This is a genomic window from Micromonospora sp. A200 (assembly GCF_029893845.1).
GTDB lineage: Bacteria > Actinomycetota > Actinomycetes > Mycobacteriales > Micromonosporaceae > Micromonospora > Micromonospora purpureochromogenes.
In genome coordinates this window covers 146,409-167,382 of record NZ_JARXXY010000008.1, presented here as the reverse complement: position 1 = coordinate 167,382, position 20,974 = coordinate 146,409, and the positions used below count along the sequence as shown (strand labels likewise).

Below are 20,974 nucleotides of genomic sequence, written 5' to 3'. Positions count from 1 at the left end.
GCAGATGGACAACCGGATGGCACCCGACCTCCCCGCCGACGACGACATTGAGCCGATCGCGATCGTCGGGCTCGCCGCCCGGCTGCCCGGCGCGGCCGACGTCCGCCAGTTCTGGCGCAACCTGGTCGACGGCGTCGAGTCGGTCACCGAGCTGAGCCGGGAGGAGCAGCTGGCGCGGGGCGCCACCGTGGAGGAGGTCGACGACCCGGGGTGGGTCAACCGGGCGCCGCTGGTCGACGGGTACGACGAGTTCGACGCCGGGCTGTTCGGGATGACCGCCCGGGAGGCGGAGATCACCGACCCGCAGCACCGGCTGTTCCTGGAGAGCTGCTACACCGCGTTGCAGGACGCCGGCTACGACCCGGCCCGCTACGACGGCGCGGTCGGCGTGTACGCCGGCACCGGCGGCAACACCTACCTGCACCGGTACGTCCTGCGCAACAAGCGCGTCGGCGGCGGCCCGCACGGGGTGGTCTCCATCGCCACCGGCAACTCGCCGAACTACGTGGCCACCAACGTGTCGTACCGGCTGGACCTGCGCGGGCCGAGCCTGACCGTGCACACCGCCTGCTCCACCTCGCTGGTCGCGTTCCACCTGGCCTGCGAGTCGCTGCGCAACGGCGAGTGCGACATGGCGCTCGCCGGCGGGGTCAACGTCGAGCTGCCGCACGTCGGCTACCTGGGCATGGAGGGCTTCACCTCGCCGGACGGGCGGTGCCGGCCCTTCGACGCCGCCGCCAACGGCACGGTCTGGGGCAGCGGCGTCGGCGTCACCCTGCTCAAGCGCCTCTCCGACGCGATCGCCGACGGCGACGCGATCCGGGCCGTGGTGCTCGGCAACGCCATCAACAACGACGGCGCGGGCAAGGTCGGCTTCACCGCCCCCAGCATCGACGGGCAGATGGCGGCGGTCGCCCAGGCCGTCGGGATGGCCGGGATCGACCCGCGCAGCATCAGCTACGTCGAGGCGCACGGCACCGGCACCGCGATGGGCGACCCGATCGAGATCGCCGCCCTCTCCGCCGTCTACACCCGGGACACCGACGACCGGGGCTGGTGCGGAATCGGCTCGGTGAAGTCCAACATCGGCCACCTCAGCCAGCCCTCCGGCATCGTCAGCGTGATCAAGACGGTGCTCGCGATGGAGCACGGCCTGATCCCGCCGAGCATCAACTTCGAGACCCCGAACTCGGCGATCGACTTCGCCGACACCCCGTTCTACGTGGCGAACACGCTGACCAAGTGGGACACCGACGGCGGGCCGCGCCGGGCCGGGGTCAGCTCCTTCGGCATCGGCGGCACGAACGCCCACGTGGTGCTCCAGGAGGCGCTGGCGGCGCACCGGGCCGACCCGACGGTCCGCCCGGCGCAGCTGCTGCACGTGTCGGCGAGGACCGCCACCGCCTTGGACACCGCCGTGCGGCGCCTCGCCGAGCACCTGGCGGGCGCCACCGACGGCGGCCCGCGGCTGCTCGCGGATGTGGCACACACCCTGCGGGTGGGCCGGCAGGAGTACCCGCACCGGGTCGCCGTGGTCGCCGCCGACCTGCCGGACGCGGTGACCGCGCTGCGCACCGCGCGCCGCCGCCAGTCCGGCGTCGTCGACGGCCCCGCGCCGCGCGTGGGCCTGCTCTTCTCCGGGCAGGGCTCGCAGTACGCCGGGATGGGCGCGCAGCTCTACGCCCAGGAGCCCGCCTTCGCCGCCACCGTGGACGAGTGCGCCGAGCTGCTCCGCCCCGAGCTGGGGCTGGACGTCCGCGACCTGATCCTCGGCCGCGACCCGGAGGCGGGGGAGAAGCTCACCGAGACCCGCTACACCCAGCCGGCCCTCTTCGTCGTCGAGTACGCCCTCGCCACCCTCTGGCTGCGGGCCGGGGTGCGGCCCGCCGCGATGATCGGTCACTCGATCGGCGAGTACGTCGCCGCCACCGTCGCCGGGGTGCTGAGTCTCCCGGACGCGCTGCGGGTGGTCGCCGCGCGGGGCCGGCTGATGCAGTCCCTGCCGGCCGGCTCGATGCTCGCCGTGGCGCTGGACGAGTCGGTGGTCGCGGAGCGCCTGCCCGAGGGGCTGGCCATCGCCACCGTCAACGGCCCGGGCACCTGCGTGGTGGCCGGCGAGAGCGACAAGGTCGCCGCGTTCGCCGAGACGATCAAGGGAAAGAGCAAGGCGCTGCGCACCTCCCACGCCTTCCACTCGCCGATGATGGAACCGATCCTGGCCGAGTTCACCGCCCTGATGGCGGGGGTGCCGCTGCGCCCGCCGGCGATCCCGTTCCTGTCCAACGTCACCGGCACCTGGATCACCGCCGAGCAGGCCACCGATCCGGCGTACTGGGCCGCGCACCTGCGCCGGCCGGTGCGCTTCGGCGACTGCGTGGCCGCGCTGCTCGCCGAGGGCACCTGGGCGTTGCTGGAGTGCGGCCCCGGCCGGCAGCTGGCCAACCTGGCCCGGATGCAGGTCGCCAAGGCCGGCCCGGCCCAGCGGGCGCTGACCCCGCTGGGCAGCCTGCCTGGCCCCGGCGAGCGCAGCGGCGACCTGGCCACCCTGCTCACCAGCGCCGGCGCGCTCTGGTGCGCCGGCGTCGGGGTGCGGCTCGACGCCGATCCGGGCGCCCGCCGGGTGCCGCTGCCCACGTACCCGTTCGAACGCCGCCGCTACTGGGTGGACCCGGACCCGGTGGACCAGGCGCCCGCCGCGCCGGCGCAGCGCGGGCCGCGCCCGCTGCCGGAGTGGTTCGCCGTGCCGGTCTGGCGGCAGGCCGCCGCCGAGCCGCGGACCGCGCCGCTGGGTCGCTGCCTGGTCCTGGCCGACGGTCCGCGCGGCGACGCGCTGGTCGCGGCGCTGCGGGCCGCGGGCGCCACGCCCACCGTGGTACGCGCCGGCGAGCGCTTCGCGGCGGTCGACGGCGGGTACCGGCTGCGGCCCGGCGCCCGCGAGGACCACGACGCCCTGGTGGCGGCGCTCGCCGCCGACCCGCCGGAGCGGCTGGTGCACGCCTTCGCCCTCGACGGCGACCCGGCCGGCACCGACGTCGCCGCCGCCTGGGCCGCCCAGGACCGGGGCTTCTTCAGCGCGCTGCACCTGGTGCAGGCGCTCGCCGGGGCCGGGCTGACCGCCGACGAGCGCGCCTGCACCCTCGACCTGGTCACCGCCGGCATCGGGGACGTGACCGGCGCCGACCTCATCCGCCCCGAGCACGCCACCCTGGCCGGACTGGCCCGGGTGCTCCCGGCGGAGCTGCCCGGGCTGGCCGTCCGGCTGCTGGACGCCGACCCGGCCTCGTCCGACGTGGACGCGCTCGTCGCCGAGCTGCGCCAGCCGGTCGCCCCGGCCCGCGCGGAGCTGGCGCTGCGCGGCCCGCGCCGCTGGGTGACCGGCTACGAGCAGGTCACCGTCGACGCCGAGGGCGAGCCGGGCGCGCTGCGCGAGGGCGGCCGGTATGTGATCACCGGTGGTCTGGGCGGCATCGGCGTCACCCTGGCCGAGGACTTCGCCCGGCGGGCCCGGGCGAAGCTGGTGCTGCTGGCCCGTTCCGGCCTGCCGCCGCGCGAGCGGTGGGACGACCACCTGGCCGTCCACGGCGGCGCGGACCGGGCGGGCCGGGCGATCGCGGCGATCCGCCGGATGGAGGCGGCCGGCGCGTCGGTGCTGGTGCTCGCCGCCGACGTCACCGACCCGGCCGGCCTGCGCCGGGTCCGGGCGGCTGCCGAGGCGGAGTTCGGCGGGATCGACGGCATCGTGCACGCCGCCGGCCTGCCCGGCGGCGGCATGGCCGAGGTCAAGGAGCGGGCCGAGGCGGAGCGGGTGCTCGCGCCGAAGCTCGCCGGCACCCTCGCCCTCGCCGAGGTCTTCGGCGACCTGCCGCTGGACTTCGTGGTGCTCTGCTCCTCGATCACCGCGGTGGTCGGCGGCTTCGGCCAGGTCGACTACTGCGCGGCGAACAGCTTCCTCGACGCGTACGCCCGGTCCGGCGCGGGCTTCCGGGCGCCGGTGCTGTCGCAGAACTGGGGCGGCTGGGCCGAGGTGGGCATGGCCGTGGAGACCGACGCGCCGGCCGGCTTCCGGGCCGCCGGACGGGACACCGTCACGCATCCGGTGGACCACCCCGTGCTCACCACGTCGGTGACCGGCCCGGACGGCGTGGTGCTGCACGGCCTGGTCTCCGCCGACACGCACTGGCTGCTGGACGAGCACCGCATCGGCGGCGTGCCGGTGGTGCCCGGCACCGCTCACCTGGAGTCGGTCCGGGCGGCGGTGGCCGCCGGGCTGCCCGCCCCGACCGGGGACGCGGCGGTGGAGCTGCGCGACGTGGTCTTCCTGGAGCCGTTCTCGGTGCCCGACGGCACGGTGGCGCAGTACCGGGTCGAGCTGACCCCCGCCGAGGACGGCGTGGACTTCGCGGTACGCAGCCTCGCCGCCGGGCAGCTGCGCACCCACGTCCGCGGCGCGGCCGGCTGGACCGACGAGCCCGCCCCGCCGGCGCGGGTGCCGACGGTGACCGGCCGGCGGGTGGACGACGACGCCTCGTTCGGCCGGGGGCGCACCAGCATGCTGACCTTCGGGCCGCGCTGGGCCGCGCTGGCCGAGCACCACCTGGGCGAGGGGGAGGAACTGGCCCGGATCACCGCGCCCGCCGGAGCGGTCGGCGACCTGCCCTCCTGGGGGCTGCACCCGGCGCTGCTGGACGTGGCCACCGCGTTCGGCCGGGGCCAGGGCAGCGGCACCTACCTGCCGCTGTCGTACGGGCGGATCGTGGTGCGCGGCGACCTGCCGGCGCAGTTCCTCAGCCACCTGCGGCACCGCGACAGCGCCACCGACGAGGTCGTCGCCGCCGACGTGTCCCTGCGGGACGCCGACGGCCGGGAACTGGTCGCGATCAGCGACTTCGTGCTGCGCCGGGTCGATCAGGGCGCGGTGACCGGCGGGCTGGCCACGGCGGCCGCACCGGCGCAGCCGGCCGCCCCGGAGCCGGGTGTGCCGACCGAGGACATCCGGCCGGTCGACGGGGCCGAGGCGTTCCGCCGCAGCCTCACCGCCGGGCTCGGCGCGCAGGTCGTGATCGCCACCCGGACCGTCGACGACATCCGCAGCCGCGCCTCCCGGGTCACCACCGAAGGTCTGGAGGCCGCCGACGAGCCGGCCCTCGCCGTCCCGGCCGGCGGTGGCGCCTCCGCCGCGCCGCGTACGGAGCTGGAGATCACCATCGCCCAGGTCTGGAAGGACGGGCTGGGGGTGGCCGAGGTGGGCGTGGACGACGACTTCTTCGCCCTCGGCGGCAACTCCCTGGTCGCGGTCCAGCTGATCGCCGCGATGCGCAAGGCGACGGGGGTACGGCTGCCGATGCGCAGCCTCTTCGAGACCCCGACCGTCGCCGGCCTGGCGGCCCGGATCGAGGAACTGCGCGCCAGCGCCGCACCCGCCGACGAGCCCGCCCCGGCCACCATCCCCGCCATCCCGCGGCTGCCCCGCGACTGAGCTTCGAGAAACAGGAGTGACAGAGCAATGAGCGACACGATCGCCACGCTGCCGGTGGTCGTCGAGAACGACGGCACACCACTGACCGAGCTCATCGACCGGCGGCGGACGGAGCTGCGCGCCACGCTCGCCGCCCACGGCGGGCTGCTGTTCCGCGGCTTCGACGTCGGCGGGGTGGACGGCTTCGACCGGGTGGTCCGCGCGTTCTCCGGCGAGCCGCTGACCTACACCGAGCGGTCCTCACCCCGGCACGCCATCAAGGGCCGGGTCTACACCTCGACCGACTACCCACCGGACGAGGAGATCTTCCTGCACAACGAGAACTCGTACCAGGCGCGCTGGCCGTTGACGCTGTTCTTCTACTGCATCAGCCCGCCGGACACCCTCGGCGCCACCCCGCTCGCCGACGTCCGCCGGGTGTACGCCGAGATCGACCCGGCGGTCCGCGAGGAGTTCGTCCGGCGGCGCTGGATGCTGGTGCGCAACTTCCACGCCGACTTCGGCACCCGCTGGCAGGACGTGTTCGGCACCGACGACCGGGCCGAGGTCGAGGCGTACGCGGCGGCGAACCGGATCCGGCTGGAGTGGGTCGGCGCGGACGGGCTGCGTACCCGGGCGGTGCGCGACGTGGTGCACCACCGGCCCGGCTCGGACACCCCGCGCTGGTTCAACCACGCCACCTTCTTCCACGTGAGCACCCTTCCGAAGGACTACCAGGAGGGGCTGCTGGACATGTTCGGCGCCGACGGGCTGCCGGCGAACACCTACTACGGCGACGGCGGCGAGATCCCCGCCGACGTCATGGACCACCTGCGGGCCGCCTACCGGGCCGCCAGCGTCCGCTTCGACTACCGGCGCGACGACGTGCTGGTGGTCGACAACATGACCGCCGCGCACGGCCGGGAGCCCTTCACCGGGGCCCGCCGGATCGCCGTGGCGATGGCCGAACCGCACACCCCCGAGAGCGCTGGAGAGCACTGATGGCCGACTCCCGATTCCTGGTCGTCCGCAACGACGAGGAGCAGTACTCGATCTGGCCGGCCGACCGGGAGCTGCCCGCCGGGTGGCACGACGCCGGCTTCACCGGCACCCGCGAGGAGTGCCTGTCCCACGTGGACACCGTCTGGACCGACATGCGTCCCCGCTCCGTGCGGGAGGTGCCGTCATGACGCGGGAGTGGACCTTCCCGGCCTCCTTCGCCCAGGAGCGGGTGTGGATGGCCAACCAGTTGGACACCGCCTCGCCGGTCTACAACGTCTCCACCCCGTGGCGCTTCCCGGCCGGCATCGACGCCGACACCGCCGGTGAGGTAGTCGGCCGGGTCGTCGCCCGGCACGAGGCGCTCCGCACCCACCTGCGTTCCGACGACGGCGCCCTGGTGCAGGTGGTGCGGGAGCACGAGCCGGTCCGGCTGCCCGCCGACGACCTGCGCGACCTGCCCGAGGCCGAGCGGGCCGCCCGCTACGCGGCCCTGCGTACCGAGCTGGCCCGCACCCCGATCCCGCTGGACGCCCCGCCGCTGTGGCGGGCCCGGCTGGTCCGCCTCGACGACGCCTGGACGCTGCTGTTCGTGGTGCACCACGCCGTCTTCGACAGCCACTCGGCGGTGCTGCTGGTGGCCGAACTGGCCGCGTTCAGCGAGGCCGCGCTGACCGGCGCGCCCGCCGCCGTGCCCGAGCTGCCCATCCAGTACGCCGACTTCGCGGTCTGGCAGCGCGACCAGCTCACCGGCGCGGAGCTGGACCGCCAGCTCGCCTTCTGGACCGGCCAGCTCGCCGGGGCGCCGCCGGTCACCGGCCTCCCGCTGGATCGCCCCCGCCCGGCCCAGCTCGGCTTCGCCGGCGACGAGGTGCGCTTCGCCCTGCCCGACGGGCTGCTCGACCGGGTCGGCCGGCTCGCCGCCGGGTCGGCGGCCACCCCGTACATGGTGCTGCTGGCCGGGTTCGCCGCCCTGCTGTCGCGGATCTCCGGCGACACCGACGTGGTGGTCGGCGTCTCCACCGCCGGCCGGGACACCGCCGAGCTGACCCCGCTGATCGGCATGTTCGTCAACCCGGTGGCGCTGCGCTGCGACGTCGGCGGCGACCCCAGCTTCACCGAGCTGCTCGGCCGGGTCCGCGCCGGCCTGGTCGACGCGATGGAGCACGGCCAGACCCCGTTCCAGCGGATCGTCGAGGCGATCGCCCCGCAGCGCGACCCGTCCGTGCAGCCGATCTTCCAGACCGCGCTGAACTTCATCCCCGACTCCGGGCTGGACCCGGTGGAGCTGGGCACCACCAAGGACGACCTCGCCTTCGACGTCACCACCGGCGAGAGTCGCCTGGTCTACCGCACCGACCTGTTCGACCGGGACACCGCCGAGGCGGTGGTCGCGCGGTACGTGCGGCTGCTCACCGCCGCCGTCGACGACCCGGGGCAGCCGGTCTCCGCGCTGCCGCTGCTCGACGACGCCGAGCGGGACCTCGTCCTGCGGGCCTGGAACGGCGAGGACGCCGCCCCGGCGTTCCGCTCGGTCGTCGAGCGGGTGCAGCGGCAGGCCGCCGCCACCCCGGACGCGGTCGCGCTGGTCTGCGAGGGCGTCTCGCTCACCTACGCCGAGCTGAACGCCGCCGCCAACCGGCTCGCCCGGGCGCTGGTGGCCCGAGGCGTCGCCCCGGAGACCCGGGTGGCGCTCGCCGTGCCCCGCTCGCCCGAGCTGCTGGTCGCCGTCCTCGCCGTGCTCAAGTCCGGCGCCGCGTACGTCCCGGTGGACACCGGCTACCCGGCCGGCCGGATCGCGTACCTGCTCGCCGACGCGGAGCCGACGCTGGTGCTGGCCCTGCCGGAGACCGCCGCGCTGGTGCCCGCCGGCGCGGTGGTGCTCGACGGGGAGGTCGGCGCCGACCAGGCCGACGGCGACCTGACCGACGCCGACCGGGCCGCCCCGCTGCGCCCCGAGCACCCGGCGTACGTGCTCTACACCTCCGGCTCCACCGGCCGCCCGAAGGGCGTGGTGGTGGAGCACCGGGCCGTGGCCGCGTACCTGGCCTGGGCCCGGGACGCCTACCCGGGGCTGGCCGGCACCGCGCTGCTGCCCTCGCCGGTCTCCTTCGACCTCACCGTGACCGGCCTGCTCGGCCCGCTCACCGCCGGCGGCACCGTCCGGCTGGCCGGGATCGACTCGCCGCACGCCCGGGTCGGCGGCCGGCCGAGCTTCCTCAAGGTGACTCCGAGCCACCTGCCGCTGCTCGACGCCGCGCTGTCGCCGACCACCGACCTGGTGATCGGCGGCGAGGCGCTCACCGGCGAGCAGTTGGCGGGCTGGCGAGCCGCGCACCCGGACGTTGCGGTCGTCAACGAGTACGGCCCGACCGAGGCGACCGTCGGCTGCGTCGCCGCCCGCGTCGCGCCCGGCCGGCCGCTGGATGCCGGACCGGTGCCGATCGGTCGGCCCACCGCCGGAGCGCGGGTCTACCTGCTCGACGCCGCGCTCCAGCCGGTGCCACCCGGCGTGGTCGGCGAGCTGTACGTCGCCGGGGACCAGGTGGCCCGGGGCTACCTGCGCCGGCCCGGCCGCACCGCCGAGCGCTTCCTGCCCTGCCCGTACGGCCCGCCCGGCCGGCGGATGTACCGCACCGGCGACCTGGCTCGCTGGCGCACCGACGGCACCCTGGACTACCTGGGCCGCCGCGACGACCAGGTCAAGGTGCGCGGCATGCGGATCGAGCTGGGCGAGATCGAGTCGGCGATGCTGGCCCACCCGCAGGTCCGCGAGGCCGCGGTGGCGGTGCGCACCGAATCGGGGGAGCCGGCCCTGGTCGGCTACCTGGTCGGCACCGCCGACGAGGCCGCCCTCGCCGACGAGTTGGCCCGCGAGCTGCCGGCCCACCTGGTGCCGGCCGCGTTCGTCCGGCTCGACGCGCTGCCGCTGACCCCGAACGGCAAGCTGGATCGGGCCGCGCTGCCCGCGCCGCCGGCCACCGTGGCGCCCGACGGCTACGTCCCGCCGCGCACCGACGCCGAGACCCTGGTGGCCGAGGTGTACGCCGAGATCCTCCAGGTGGAGAAGGTCGGCGCGCTGGACGACTTCTTCGTCCTCGGCGGCAACTCGCTGCGCGGCATGCGGGCGATGGCCCGGATCCGCGCCGAGGTGGACGTCGACCTGCCGATGCGGGCGCTGTTCAGCAGCCCCGTCGTCGCCGACCTGGCCGCCCAGATCGAGCAGCGGATCGCCGCCGAGCTGGACGACCTCTCCGAGACCGAGGTCGCCGCGTTGCTGGCGGCGGAGAAGGACAACCTCACATGACGGACCTGAAGGATCCCGCCCGGGAGGCCGCCCGGGCGGCGCTGATCGCCCAGCGGTTGCGCCGGCGGCAGGCCTCGCCCACCGCCCGGATCACGCCGCGGCCGGAGGGCGTCGAGGTGCCGCTGTCGTACGCCCAGGAGCGGGTCTGGTTCATGGACCAGCTCGCTCCGGGCGAGGCGGCGTACCACATCGCGGTGCCGCTGCGGGTGCGCGGCCCGCTGGACGTCACGGCGCTGCGCGCCGCCCTGGCCGGGCTGACCGCCCGGCACGAGTCGCTGCGGACCCGTTTCCCGGCCGACGCCGACGGTCGCCCCACGGTCGTCGTCGCCGACTCCGTCGAGGTGCCGCTGACCATCGTGGACGCCCCCGACGAGCGGGCCGCGCAGGCGCTGGTGGACGCCGCTGCGGCCGAGCCGTTCGACCTGGCGGCCGGGCCGCTGCTGCGCGCCCTGCTGATCCGGCTCGCTGACGACGATAATCCGGCCTCCGCGCCGCAGGACGGCACTCCGGACCGGATGAACGCCGCCGACGACCACGTGCTCTTCCTCGGTCAGCACCACATCGTCGGCGACGGCTGGTCGGTGGACGTGCTGCTGCGCGACCTGATCACCCTGTACCGGGGTGGCGAGCCGCCCGCCCTGCCGGTGCAGTACGGCGACTTCGCCCACTGGGAGGCCGGCGAGCTGGCCGGGCCGCAGGCCCGCGGGCACCTGGACTGGTGGCAGCGGCGGCTGGCCGCGATCACCCCACTGGAACTGCCGCTGGACCGGCCCCGCCCGGTCACCCAGACCTACCGGGGCGACTTCGTCGAGTTCCAGGTCGACCGGGCGGTCACCGACGGGCTCGCCGCGCTCACCCGCGCGTCGGGCGGGACCCTGTTCATGACCCTGCTCGCGGCGTACCAGGTGCTGCTGTCCCGGCACGCCGGGCAGGACGACTTCGCCGTCGGCGCCTCGGTCGCCGGCCGGTCCGCCCCGGAGCTGGAGGACGTCGTCGGCATGTTCATCAACATGCTGCCGATGCGCGCCGAGCTGGCCGGCGACCCGACCTTCACCGAGCTGCTGGAGCGCACCCGACGGGCCGTGCTGGACGGCTTCGAGCACGCCGAGGTGCCGTTCGCGAAGGTGGTGCACGAGCTGGGGCTGCCCCGCGACGTCAGCCGGTCGCCGGTGTTCCAGGCCATGTTCGTCCTGCAGAACTACGAGATGGGCCGCTTCTCCGGCGTATCCGACGCCGACGAGGTGAGCTTCCGCTGGACCCCGATGGAGCTGCGGGCCACCCGGTTCGACTTCGAGCTGCACGCCGTCGAGGTGCCCGACGGCATCTGGGGCAAGCTGGTCTTCAACACCGACCTGTTCACCCGCGACACCGTGGAGCGGATGGCGCGGCGGTGGACCACCCTGCTGGCCGCGATCGTCGCCGCCCCGGACACGCCGGTCGCCGCCCTGGACCTGCTCCCGCCCGCCGAGCGGGCGCTGCTGGCGAGCTGGAACGACACCGCCGCCGACTTCCCGGCCGCCCAGACGCTGCACGGGCCGGTCGAGGAACGCGCCGCCCGCACCCCGGACGCCGTCGCGGTCACCATCGAGGGCCGGTCGACCACGTACGCCGAGCTGAACGCCGCGGCCAACCGGGTCGCGCACCGGCTGCGCGCCGCCGGCGTCGGCCCGGAGACCCTGGTCGGCGTCTGCGCGGAGCGGTCGGTGGAACTGGTCACCGGCCTGCTCGGGGTGCTCAAGGCCGGCGGCGCGTACCTGCCGCTGGACCCGGAGTACCCGGCGGACCGGCTGGCCTTCATGGTCGACGACGCCGCCGCGCCGGTGGTGCTGGTGCAGGAGCACCTGCGCGACGCGCTGCCGACCACCGGCGCCACCGTGCTGGCCCTGGACGACCCCGGAACCTGGGCGGACCAGCCCGCCGACGACCCGACGCCGGCGACGGGCCCGGAGCACCTGGCGTACGTCATCTACACCTCCGGCTCGACCGGCCGGCCGAAGGGCGTGCCGAACACCCACCGGGGCATCGTCAACCGGCTTGACTGGATGCAGCGGACCTACCGGCTCGGCCCCGACGACGCGGTGCTGCAGAAGACCCCGGCCAGCTTCGACGTCTCGGTCTGGGAGTTCTTCTGGCCGCTGCGCGAGGGTGCCCGGCTGGTGCTGGCCAGGCCCGGCGGGCACAAGGACGCCGGCTACCTGCGCGACCTGCTGGTCGCCGAGCAGGTCACCACCGCCCACTTCGTCCCGTCGATGCTCACCGTCTTCCTCGCCGAGTCCGGCGTCGAGACGGCGACGGCGCTGCGCCGGGTGATCTGCTCGGGCGAGGAGCTGCCGCCGGCCACGGCGGTCGACTTCACCGTCCGACTGCCCAGGTGCGAGCTGCACAACCTGTACGGCCCGACCGAGGCGGCCATCGACGTCAGCGCCTGGCGGTGCGACCCGGCGCTGCTGCCGGGCCTGACCACCGTGCCGATCGGCGCCCCGATCGCCAACCTGCGGCTGCACGTCCTCGACCCGGGCGGCAACCCCTGTCCGGTCGGGGTGGCCGGCGAGCTGCACATCGGCGGGGTGGGGCTGGCCCGCGGCTACCACCGCCGGCCCGCGCTCACCGCCGAGCGGTTCGTGCCGGACCCGTTCTCCGGCGAGCCCGGCGCCCGGCTCTACCGCACCGGCGACCTGGCCCGCTGGGTGACCGCCCCGGCGGTCGCGCCCGCCGGCCCGCGCCCGACGGCCGGCGCGAGCGGGGACGGGGCCGGGCGGCCCGCCGGGGTGATCGAGTTCCTGGGTCGGATCGACCACCAGGTGAAGCTGCGCGGCCTGCGGATCGAGCTGGGCGAGATCGAGAGCGCGCTGCGCGAGCAGCCGGGGGTGACCGAGGCGGCGGTGATCGTCCGCGAGGACACCCCCGGCGACAAGCGGCTGACCGCCTACCTGGTCGGGGCGGCCGAGCACGCCGCGCTGAAGGCGGCGCTGAAGGAAACCCTGCCCGAGTACATGGTGCCGGCCGCGTTCGTCACCCTGGACGCGCTCCCGCTGACCCCCAACGGCAAGCTGGACCGCCGGGCGCTGCCCGCCCCGGTGGTCACCCGGGAGGCGTCGGTTGCGCTGGTCGAGCCGCGCGACGACACCGAGCGGCTGCTCGCCGGCATCTGGTCGGAGGTGCTCGGCGTGGCCACGCTCGGCATCGACGACGACTTCTTCGACCTGGGCGGGCACTCCATGCTCGCCACCCAGGTGGTGGCGAAGATCCGCAAGGCGGCGCACGGCGGGCGCGCCGTCGGGGTGATGGACCTGTTCCAACAGCGGACGATCCGCGAGCTGGCCCGGTTCATGTCCGGCGGCGACGACGGCGGGGACGGGCCGCGCCGCCTGCTCTACGAGCTGACCAGGCCCATCCCGGCGGCGAAGCGGCGGCTCAGCTACGTCTGCGTCCCGTACGGCGGCGGCAGCGCCATCGTCTACCAGCCCCTCGCGGACGCGCTGCCCGCCGGCCATGCCCTGTGGTCGCTGGCCATCCCCGGCCACGACGTCGGGCTCAGCGAGGACGGCCTGCCGTTCGAGGAGCTGACCAGCCGGGTCGCCGAGGAGATCCTGGAACGCGTCGAGGGCCCGATCGCCCTCTACGGCCACTGCGGCGTGGGCAGCGCGATCGTCGCCGAGGTGGCCCGCAAGGTGGAGGCCGCCGGGCGGGACCTGGAAGCGGTCTACATCGGCGCGATGTTCCCGTTCGCCCGCCCCCGGGGCGTCTTCGCCGCCCTGCGCAACCGGCTCGAACGACTGCGCAGCAACCGGCACTACGCGAGCTGGCTCAAGTCGATGGGGGTGGACACCGACGAGCTGGACCCGGAACAGGCTGACCGGATCATCAGCAACATGCGGGCCGACTCGCGGGCCTCCGAGGAGTACTTCACCGGCCTGCTCGACCGGGGCGCGACGAAGCTGCGCGCGCCGATCATCTCGGTGGTCGGCTCGGAGGATCCGGTGACCGACTACCACGCCGAGCGGTACGCCGAGTGGCAGTTCCTCAGCGACATCCTTGGCCTGGTGGTGCTCGACCAGGCCGGGCACTTCTTCCTCAAGTACCGCGCCGAGGAGCTGGCGGAGATCCTCACCCGGGTCCACCCGGCGGTCACCGCCGGGGACGTCTCCACGCTCACCACGCAGGTTAGGGGAGCCGACGCCGGCTGGGTGGTCGCAGCCCACCAGCGGGTGGGCGGGTCCGACGGGCCGGAGCCGGCCGTGGTGAAGCCCAGCATGGCCCGGTTCGTCGCGGTCACCGCCGGGCAGCTCGTCTCCACCACCGGCTCCGCGCTGACCGCGTTCGCGCTGCCGATCTGGCTGTTCACCCGCACCGGGTCGGTGGCCGACCTGGGAATGCTCTGGGCGCTGGCGCTGATCTGCGGCGTGCTGATGCTGCCGGTGGCCGGCGCGGTCACCGACCGGGTCAGCCGCCGCCGGATCATGATGATCGCCAGCTGCACCGCCGGATCGCTCCAGCTGGTGCTCGCCGCGCTGCTCTGGACCGACAACCTGGTCCTCTGGCACATCTACGCCCTGGTCGCGCTGAGCCAGGTCGCGAGCTCGTTCCAGCGGATCGCGTTCCAGTCGGCGGTGCCGCAGTTGGTGCCGAAGCGCTACCTCGGGCACGCGATGGGCATCACCCAGCTCTCCAGCGGCTTCGCGATGCTGCTGATGCCCGTCTTCGCCGCCGGCCTGCTCGCCGCCATCGAACTCAAGGGCATCCTGCTCATCGACGTGGCGAGCTACCTGGTGGCGGTGCTGACCCTGGCCGTGGTGCGCTTCCCCGACCTGCTCGGCTGGCGGCCCCGGGAGCGGCTGCTGGTGGCGATCGCCAACGGGCTGCGCTACTCCTGGCAGCACCGCGGCTTCCGGCTGATGCTGGGCTACTTCGCCCTGGGCAACATCTTCCTGGCCCCGGCGCTGGTGCTCACCACGCCGCTGGTGCTCTCGTTCGGCACCGCCACCCAGGTGGCGCAGGTGGCCCTGGCCGAGGCCTGCGGGGCGGTGGCCGGCGGCGTGCTGATGTCGCTGTGGGGCGGGCCCCGGCGCCGGCGGATGGTGGGCGTGCTGGTCGGCAACCTCGGCACCGCCGTCGGCTGCGTGCTGGTCGGGCTGGACGCCTCCGTGACGATGGTCTGCGTCGGCGCCTTCGGGCTGGCCATGGCGATGACCACCGCGCAGTCGATCTACGCGACCATCGTGCAGGTCAAGGTGCCGCAGCGCTTCCACGGCCGGGTGTTCAGCCTCAACCAGACCATCGCCTGGTCGACGCTGCCGATCGGTTTCGCGCTGCTCGCCCCGGCGACGACCAGCCTCTTCGAGCCGATGCTCGCCCCGGGCGGGTCGCTGGCCGGGTCGGTGGGCGCGGTGATCGGCACGGGGCCGGGCCGGGGCATCGGATTCGCGTACGTCTGCTTCGGGCTGGCCCTGGTCCTGATCACCCTGGGCGGGTTCGCGATCCGGATGCTGCGTCGCTTCGACATCGAGGTGCCGGACTCGCTGCCCGACGACCTGATCGGCGCGCAGGAGCGGCAGCGGCGGCTCGCGGAGCGGGCGGCGGCGCAGGAACGGGAGCCCGTCGCGGCGTGACCCGGCGTGGGGCCCTCCCCCGAGGAGGGCTCCACGCCGGGGCGTGCCCGTCCCGGCCGGGTCAGAACTCCTCGGGCGGGTCCGCCAGGTCCGTCGCCGCCGGCTCCTCCGGCTCGGCCACCCAGGCGGAGAAGACCGGCACCCCGTGCCAGGGCCCGCCATCGCGGTCGGTGGCCACCGCGACGACCGCGTACGGGTGGCCGAAGCGCAGCTCCGCGGTGCGGGCGACGCCCTCCGGGGCGAGGCTGGCCAGGGCGAAGGCGGCGGTCACCGCGGCCGCCTCGAAGCCGTACCGGCCGTAGCGGGCCATCGCCGCCTGACGCGCCTCCAGCCGCGGGGTGGGCTCGCCGAGCAGCCCGCCCAGCGTGCGGACCACCGCGGGGAAGCCCAGTGCCGGGGCGGTCAGGTCGTGCTCGTCCCGCGCCGACCAGCAGGGCAGCACCGCCGTGTGCCGCTCCTCCCGGCCGTCCGGGGCGCGGGTGTGCACCCGCTTCTCCCGTACCGTCCACGCCGGACCGTCGCCGAGCGGCAGCGCGAACAGCGACCGGCGGCCGGCCGGCGTCGCCTCGTCGACCGCCGTGGCGGCCACCTCGTACGCGGCGGCGAGCACGTCGGCCGCGGGGGTCGAGGGGTCGGCGACGACCGACACCACCAGCAGGCCCGCCCCGTCGCGCTCGACGGCGGGCGCGGCGTGCACGGCGACGTCGCCGGCCGGTCCGGTCGCGGCGATCCAGGCCCGGTGGCCGCGCGCGGGAGTGCGGAGGACCCGGTCGAGCCGCCCGGCCCAGGCGCTGGCGCGGCCGAGCTGCCCGGCCGGGGCGAGGTCGAACGGGTCGGCCCAGGAGATCCGGGTGGCCAGGGCGCTGGCCAGCGCCAGCAGCACGTCCGGTGACCGGGTCAGCGGGAACCGGTCGATCAGCCCCAGGGTGTGCTCGCGGGCCCAGGCGTCCAGCCCCGGCTGGTCGGGCAGTGGCCCGGTCGCGGTGGTACGCGGCAGCGTGGCCCGCCACTCGGCCAGCCGGGTGGTGTCGTGGCCGGTCTGCTGCCAGACGGCGGTGGCGGACGGCACCAGCGGGTGGGGCCGGTCCAGCAGCGCCCCGGCCAGCTCCGCCGCGGCGGGCGCGCTCACGCCCAGGACGTCCTCCAGCTCGTCCCGGTCGGCGCCGGTCGCGGCCGGTGCGGCCAGCGCCAGCAGCAGCCAGGCGCCGAGCGGTGAGGCGACGTGGTGCCGGTCGCCGGCGCCGGCGTGCAGCCGGGCGGCGTAGCGGGCCAGCGGGGTGTGCAGGGTCGTCGTCATGCCCCTACTGTGCCCATCCCCGGCCCGGTCGGCACCCCCGCTCAGGACCACAGCTCGAACGGCTCGTCGAACTCCTCGCCGGCGAGGAACCGGGGGAGCAGCGCGGGCAGCCGCCCCGGGTAGAAGCGTTCCGTGCTGCCGACCACCTCGTCGACCGTCCACCAGCGGAACCCGAAGTAGTCCTCCACCTCGTAGTCCAGCCGCTCGGCGCCGTCGATGTCCGGCCCGGCGGCGTCGAGCCGTACCGTCATCACCACCTCGTCCTGCAGGTGCCGGCGCTGCCGGTGGATGAAGCTGGCCCGCCGCCGCCAGGCCGGCGGGCCGAGCCGGGCGGCGGTGACCACGAACCCGGTCTCCTCCCGCAGCTCCCGCACCGCGGTCTCGGCGTACGTCTCGCCGGGATCCATCCCGCCGCCCGGCAGCTCCCACCAGGTGCCGAGGCGGGGATGGTCCGGGTCGCGGGTGTGGAAGAGCAGGACCCGGTCCTGCGCGTCGCGCACCACCAGCCGGACGGCGGTGCGTTCGACGACCGGCAGGTCTCCCGGCAGTTCGATCATGTCTCTCCTTCGGGCGGTTCGACCGGTGGCAGGATGGCGGTCGTGGCGGAGGTCTTCGGCGAGGTGGCGGGCGACTACGACGACGCGCGGCCGGGCTACCCGCCCGCGCTCGCCGAAGCCATCCTCGCCTACCACGGCGGGGTGCCGCCCCGGCTGGTCGAGGTCGGCGCGGGCACCGGCCTGGCCACCGGGCTGCTGGCCCGGCTGGGCGCGCCGGTGACCTGCGTCGAGCCGGACCGGCGGATGGCCGCGGTGCTGGCGGCCCGCCACCCGGGGGTCGAGGTCGTGGTGGCCCCCTTCGAGGAGTGGCCGCCGCCGCCCGGCGGGGTGCCGCTGCTGGCCTGCGCGATGGCCTGGCACTGGCTGGACCCGGCGACCCGGTGCCGGCGGGCGCACGACGCGCTCACCCCGGGCGGCACCCTGGCCCTCTTCGCCCACCGCTACGACTACGTCGACCCGGCCCGGGCGGCGGCGCTGCGGGCGGCGTTCGAGTCGGTGGACCCGGACCGGCAGCACGACCGCCCGGACGGCTGGTTCGGCGCGGAGATCGCCGCCAGTGGGTTCTTCGTCGAGGTCCGCACCGAGCGGTTCCGCCGCCCGGTGCCGCTGACCACGGCCGCCTACCAGCGCCTGGTCCGCACCTTCTCGCCGCAGCTGCGCCGCCCGCCGGAGCTGCGGGAGCGGGTGCTAACGGCGGTCGGCGCGGCGGTGGACGGCTTCGGCGGCACGGTGACGCTGGACCTGCGGACCACCCTGGTGCTGGCCCGCCGTCCGCGCTGACCCTCCCGGGCCGGCGCGGCACCGGAGCTGCCGCCGCCGCGGTCACCGCCGTGGCCGGTGCGGTCACCGCCTGACCCGGCTGTTCAGCTCGGCGTCGCGCCGATCGTGGCGGCCGGCCGCCGCCGCGATATCCGGCGGGTACGCCTGGTAGACGGTCAGCATCGTGTCGGTGAAGCGGGCCCGGATCTGCCGCTGGGGAACCTGCACGCTCCGATCCTCGCCACCCGGCCTCTGACCGGTCGAGCGGATTACCCCGCCGGCGGGCCGCGCGCCCGGACGGCGGTGGGGTTAGGCTGCCGCCCGTGGCAGGTCTGTTGAGGAACGTCGTCGCCCGGCTCAATCGGGTGACCGGAGGTGCGGCCGCGCCGGCCGGTACCGCCGGCCGGATTCCGGCCCAGGTGGCCCGTCGCCGCCAGGTCGGCGCCCTGCAGCGCCGGGAGCTGACGTACGCCCCGGAGCTGGACGGCCGGGCCGACCCGGGTGAGATCGTCTGGACCTGGGTGGCGTACGAGGACGACCCCCGGCAGGGCAAGGACCGCCCGGTGCTGGTGGTCGGCCGGCACAGCCGCACGCTGTTCGGGCTGATGCTCTCCAGCCAGGGCGAGCGCGACGGTCAGCGGCACTGGCTGGCGCTCGGCCCGGGGGAGTGGGACCGTGACCGGCGCCCGAGCTGGGTCCGCCTCGACCGGGTGCTGACCATGCGCGAGGACAGCATCCGGCGCGAGGGCGCGGTGCTGGACCGGGGCCGCTTCGACCGGATCGGTCAGGCCCTGCGCGCCGGCTACGGCTGGCGCTGACGAGGTCGCTCGGCCGAGCCGATTTTGCGCGTTCGTCCTTGACAGGGCACCCCCGACGAGTACATTCAACTTATCGGTTTATAATCCAGGTGGTTGATTACAGTGACCTCACCAGATCAGGTCGGCGCCGTCTTCGCAGCCCTTGCGGATCCGACCCGCCGGGCCATCCTGGCCCGCCTGGCCGCCGGCGAGGCGACGGTCAACGAGGTGGCCGCGCCGTTCCCGATCTCGATGCAGGCGATCTCCAAGCACCTGAACGTGCTGGAGGCGGCGGGGCTGATCGTGCGCACCCGCGAGGCGCAGTGGCGGCGGTGCCGGATCGAGCCGGCCGCGTTGCGGCTCCTCGCCGAGTGGGTCGATCAGTACCGCCGGCTCTGGGACGACCGGTACGACACGTTGGACGGTTACCTGCGAGAGCTGAAGGAGAACAACCATGAACCCGACCGGTGACCTGACCGTCGCGCTGCCCACCGACCGCGAGGTGGTGCTCACCCGGGTCCTCGACGCGCCCCGCGACATGGTCTGGGCGGCGCACACCGACCCCGCGCACCTGGCGCGGTGGTGGGGTCGGGGCAACCCCCTCGACGTCGAGATCGACTTCCGGGTGGGCGGCCGGTACCGGTTCGTCGAGCACACCCCGGACGGCAACTCCTACGCCTTCCGCGGCGAGTTCCTCGACATCGCGGCGCCCGAGCGGATCGTGCAGACCTTCGAGTTCGAGGGCGCGCCCGGGCACGTGGCCGTGGAGACGCTCGTCTTCACCGAGCAGGACGGCCGCACGATGGTCACCGGCGCCACCCGCTTCGACACCGCCGCCGAGCGGGACGCGATGGTGGGCTCGGGCATGGAGGAGGGCGCGCGGCAGTCGTACCGGGCGCTGGAGGAGTACCTCGTCACGCTGGTCTGAGCGGCCCCGACGACGCCCGGCCGGGTGCTCAGCACTCGGCCAGGCGCGGGGCGTCCAGGAGCTGTCGGGGGGACCGGCGGGTGGTCACGCCCTTCGCCCGGTACATCGCGGCGTCGGCGGCGCAGAGCGCCTCGGCGAGCTGGGTCGGGCCGCTGACCGGCGCCAGGCCGACCGAGGCGGTGACCCGTACGCTGCGCCCGCCCACCGGGATCGGCGCGGCCATCGCCTCGCAGAGCCGGCGGGTGGCGTGGTCGATCCAGCGCCGGTCGACCGACGGGCTGCTCAGCAGGCCGGCGAACTCGTCACCGCCGAGCCGGGCGACCAGGTTGTCCCCGGCGAAGGCGGTGAGCCGCTGCGCGACGCTGACCAGCACCTGGTCCCCGGCGGCGTGCCCGTAGCGGTCGTTGACCTGCTTGAAGTCGTTGAGGTCGAGCACCACGGCGATCAGCGGCCGCCCACCGGCGTCGGTGAGCAGCGCGGCGGCGATCCGGTAGAAGGCGCGCCGGTTGGGCAGACCGGTCAGCGGGTCGTGGCTGGCGGCGTGCCGCTCGGCGGCCAGCTCGGCCTGCAAATATTCGATCTCCGCCTCCGCCCGCAGCGCCCGGCGGCGCAGCTGCCACACCGAGACGAGCGCACCCGCCGCGGAGATGCCGGACGCGACGCTCAGCGGATCCGGCACGAGACCTCCCTCGCGGCGTCGGCGGACGGCCCGGGACGCCAGCCGGCGTGCGGTGCCCAGCCGTCGTTTTCCCAGGGGGCTGCCCGGGTTGGGGTAACCGAGAGTGAACGGTCGGGTACCGCACACGTGGGTTATCATGCTCGCTGTCCAATGCAGATGCAATAGCAGATGCACGTGCAGCACGGCATGATCCGGCGTCGCCGTCCTCCCCGCCGCGACACCCCCCACTTGCGACGCCGGACGGCTCATCACCGCACAGAAAGACCCCTCATGCAGCAGCCCGACAACGGCGTACCCGTCACCCAGCTCCCTGAGCTGCGGTGGCAGAAGAGTCGGCGGAGCAACCCCAGCGGCAACTGCGTCGAGCTGGCCGAACTCCCCGGCAGGATGGGCGTCGCGGTCCGCAACTCCCGTCATCCCGAGGGCCCCGCGTTGATCTACACAGTGGACGAGATCGCCGCGTTCGTCCTCGGCGCCCGTGACGGGGACTTCGACAACCTGATCGATCGATAGTCGGTCCCGTCGGCAGGACCATCTCGGCCGCGCGGAGGAGTTCGGATCACCCACCGTCCATGGCATGCTTACAC

Annotated in this window: 14 protein-coding genes; 10 read left to right on the top strand and 4 right to left on the bottom strand. The window is 75.1% G+C overall.

The window, feature by feature from the left end; translation table 11 throughout:
* Window positions 1-4: 4 nt before the first annotated feature.
* Genes M2302_RS10405 through M2302_RS10385 form a run of 5 tightly spaced genes read left to right on the top strand, consistent with a single transcriptional unit; the run spans window position 5 to window position 15,370 of the window.
* The gene (locus M2302_RS10405; protein WP_280837698.1) at window positions 5-5,476 is read left to right on the top strand and encodes a type I polyketide synthase; all 5,472 of its coding nucleotides are present in this window, start codon (window positions 5-7) and stop codon (window positions 5,474-5,476) included.
* Window positions 5,477-5,503: 27 nt separating this feature from the next.
* Window positions 5,504-6,457 carry a TauD/TfdA family dioxygenase gene (locus M2302_RS10400; protein ID WP_280837697.1) on the top strand — a complete coding sequence of 318 codons (954 nt, stop codon included), beginning with the start codon at window positions 5,504-5,506 and terminating at the stop codon, window positions 6,455-6,457.
* Window positions 6,457-6,645, top strand: a complete 189-nt coding sequence (locus M2302_RS10395) for an MbtH family NRPS accessory protein (protein WP_280837696.1) — start codon at window positions 6,457-6,459, stop codon at window positions 6,643-6,645. Before M2302_RS10400 ends, M2302_RS10395 begins: the two co-directional genes overlap by 1 nt.
* A complete protein-coding gene (locus M2302_RS10390) occupies window positions 6,642-9,761 on the top strand; it encodes an amino acid adenylation domain-containing protein (protein WP_280837695.1) in 3,120 nt (1,039 codons plus the stop codon). The genes M2302_RS10395 and M2302_RS10390 overlap by 4 nt, the downstream gene beginning before the upstream one ends.
* Window positions 9,758-15,370 carry a non-ribosomal peptide synthetase gene (locus M2302_RS10385; RefSeq protein WP_280837694.1) on the top strand — a complete coding sequence of 1,871 codons (5,613 nt, stop codon included), beginning with the start codon at window positions 9,758-9,760 and terminating at the stop codon, window positions 15,368-15,370. The genes M2302_RS10390 and M2302_RS10385 overlap by 4 nt, the downstream gene beginning before the upstream one ends.
* Window positions 15,371-15,431: 61 nt before the next feature.
* On the opposite strand, the gene M2302_RS10380 is transcribed toward M2302_RS10385, so the two are convergent.
* A complete protein-coding gene (locus M2302_RS10380) occupies window positions 15,432-16,667 on the bottom strand; it encodes a hypothetical protein (RefSeq protein WP_280837693.1) in 1,236 nt (411 codons plus the stop codon).
* Window positions 16,668-16,708: 41 nt separating this feature from the next.
* Window positions 16,709-17,224 carry an NUDIX domain-containing protein gene (locus tag M2302_RS10375; RefSeq protein ID WP_280837692.1) on the bottom strand — a complete coding sequence of 172 codons (516 nt, stop codon included), beginning with the start codon at window positions 17,222-17,224 and terminating at the stop codon, window positions 16,709-16,711.
* A 33-nt stretch (window positions 17,225-17,257) separates the two neighbouring features.
* Between M2302_RS10375 and M2302_RS10370 the strand changes: the two genes are divergently transcribed.
* A complete protein-coding gene (locus tag M2302_RS10370) occupies window positions 17,258-18,004 on the top strand; it encodes a methyltransferase domain-containing protein (protein WP_280837691.1) in 747 nt (248 codons plus the stop codon).
* Between the two features lie 63 nt (window positions 18,005-18,067).
* Here M2302_RS10370 and M2302_RS10365 read toward each other — a convergent pair whose 3' ends face one another.
* Complete coding sequence (locus tag M2302_RS10365; protein ID WP_280837690.1) at window positions 18,068-18,211, bottom strand: DUF4291 family protein; 144 nt, start codon at window positions 18,209-18,211, stop codon at window positions 18,068-18,070.
* Window positions 18,212-18,306: 95 nt separating this feature from the next.
* Here M2302_RS10365 and M2302_RS10360 point away from each other — a divergent pair, with 95 nt between their 5' ends.
* The 3 genes from M2302_RS10360 (at window position 18,307) to M2302_RS10350 (ending at window position 19,708) form a co-directional block, all read left to right on the top strand.
* Complete coding sequence (locus M2302_RS10360; RefSeq protein ID WP_280837689.1) at window positions 18,307-18,801, top strand: type II toxin-antitoxin system PemK/MazF family toxin; 495 nt, start codon at window positions 18,307-18,309, stop codon at window positions 18,799-18,801.
* Between the two features lie 102 nt (window positions 18,802-18,903).
* Window positions 18,904-19,251, top strand: a complete 348-nt coding sequence (locus tag M2302_RS10355) for a metalloregulator ArsR/SmtB family transcription factor (RefSeq protein WP_280837688.1) — start codon at window positions 18,904-18,906, stop codon at window positions 19,249-19,251.
* Window positions 19,235-19,708 (top strand): SRPBCC family protein, encoded by a 474-nt coding sequence (locus M2302_RS10350; protein ID WP_280837687.1) that lies wholly within the window; start codon window positions 19,235-19,237, stop codon window positions 19,706-19,708. Before M2302_RS10355 ends, M2302_RS10350 begins: the two co-directional genes overlap by 17 nt.
* 28 nt (window positions 19,709-19,736) lie before the next feature.
* Here the strand turns inward: M2302_RS10350 and M2302_RS10345 are convergent, their stop codons facing one another.
* Window positions 19,737-20,387, bottom strand: coding sequence for a GGDEF domain-containing protein (locus M2302_RS10345; protein WP_280837686.1), 651 nt, complete (start codon window positions 20,385-20,387; stop codon window positions 19,737-19,739).
* A 270-nt stretch (window positions 20,388-20,657) separates the two neighbouring features.
* Between M2302_RS10345 and M2302_RS10340 the strand changes: the two genes are divergently transcribed.
* On the top strand, window positions 20,658-20,900 hold the full coding sequence (locus tag M2302_RS10340; protein ID WP_280837685.1) for a DUF397 domain-containing protein: 243 nt from the start codon (window positions 20,658-20,660) through the stop codon (window positions 20,898-20,900).
* The last annotated feature ends 74 nt before the right edge of the window (window positions 20,901-20,974 follow it).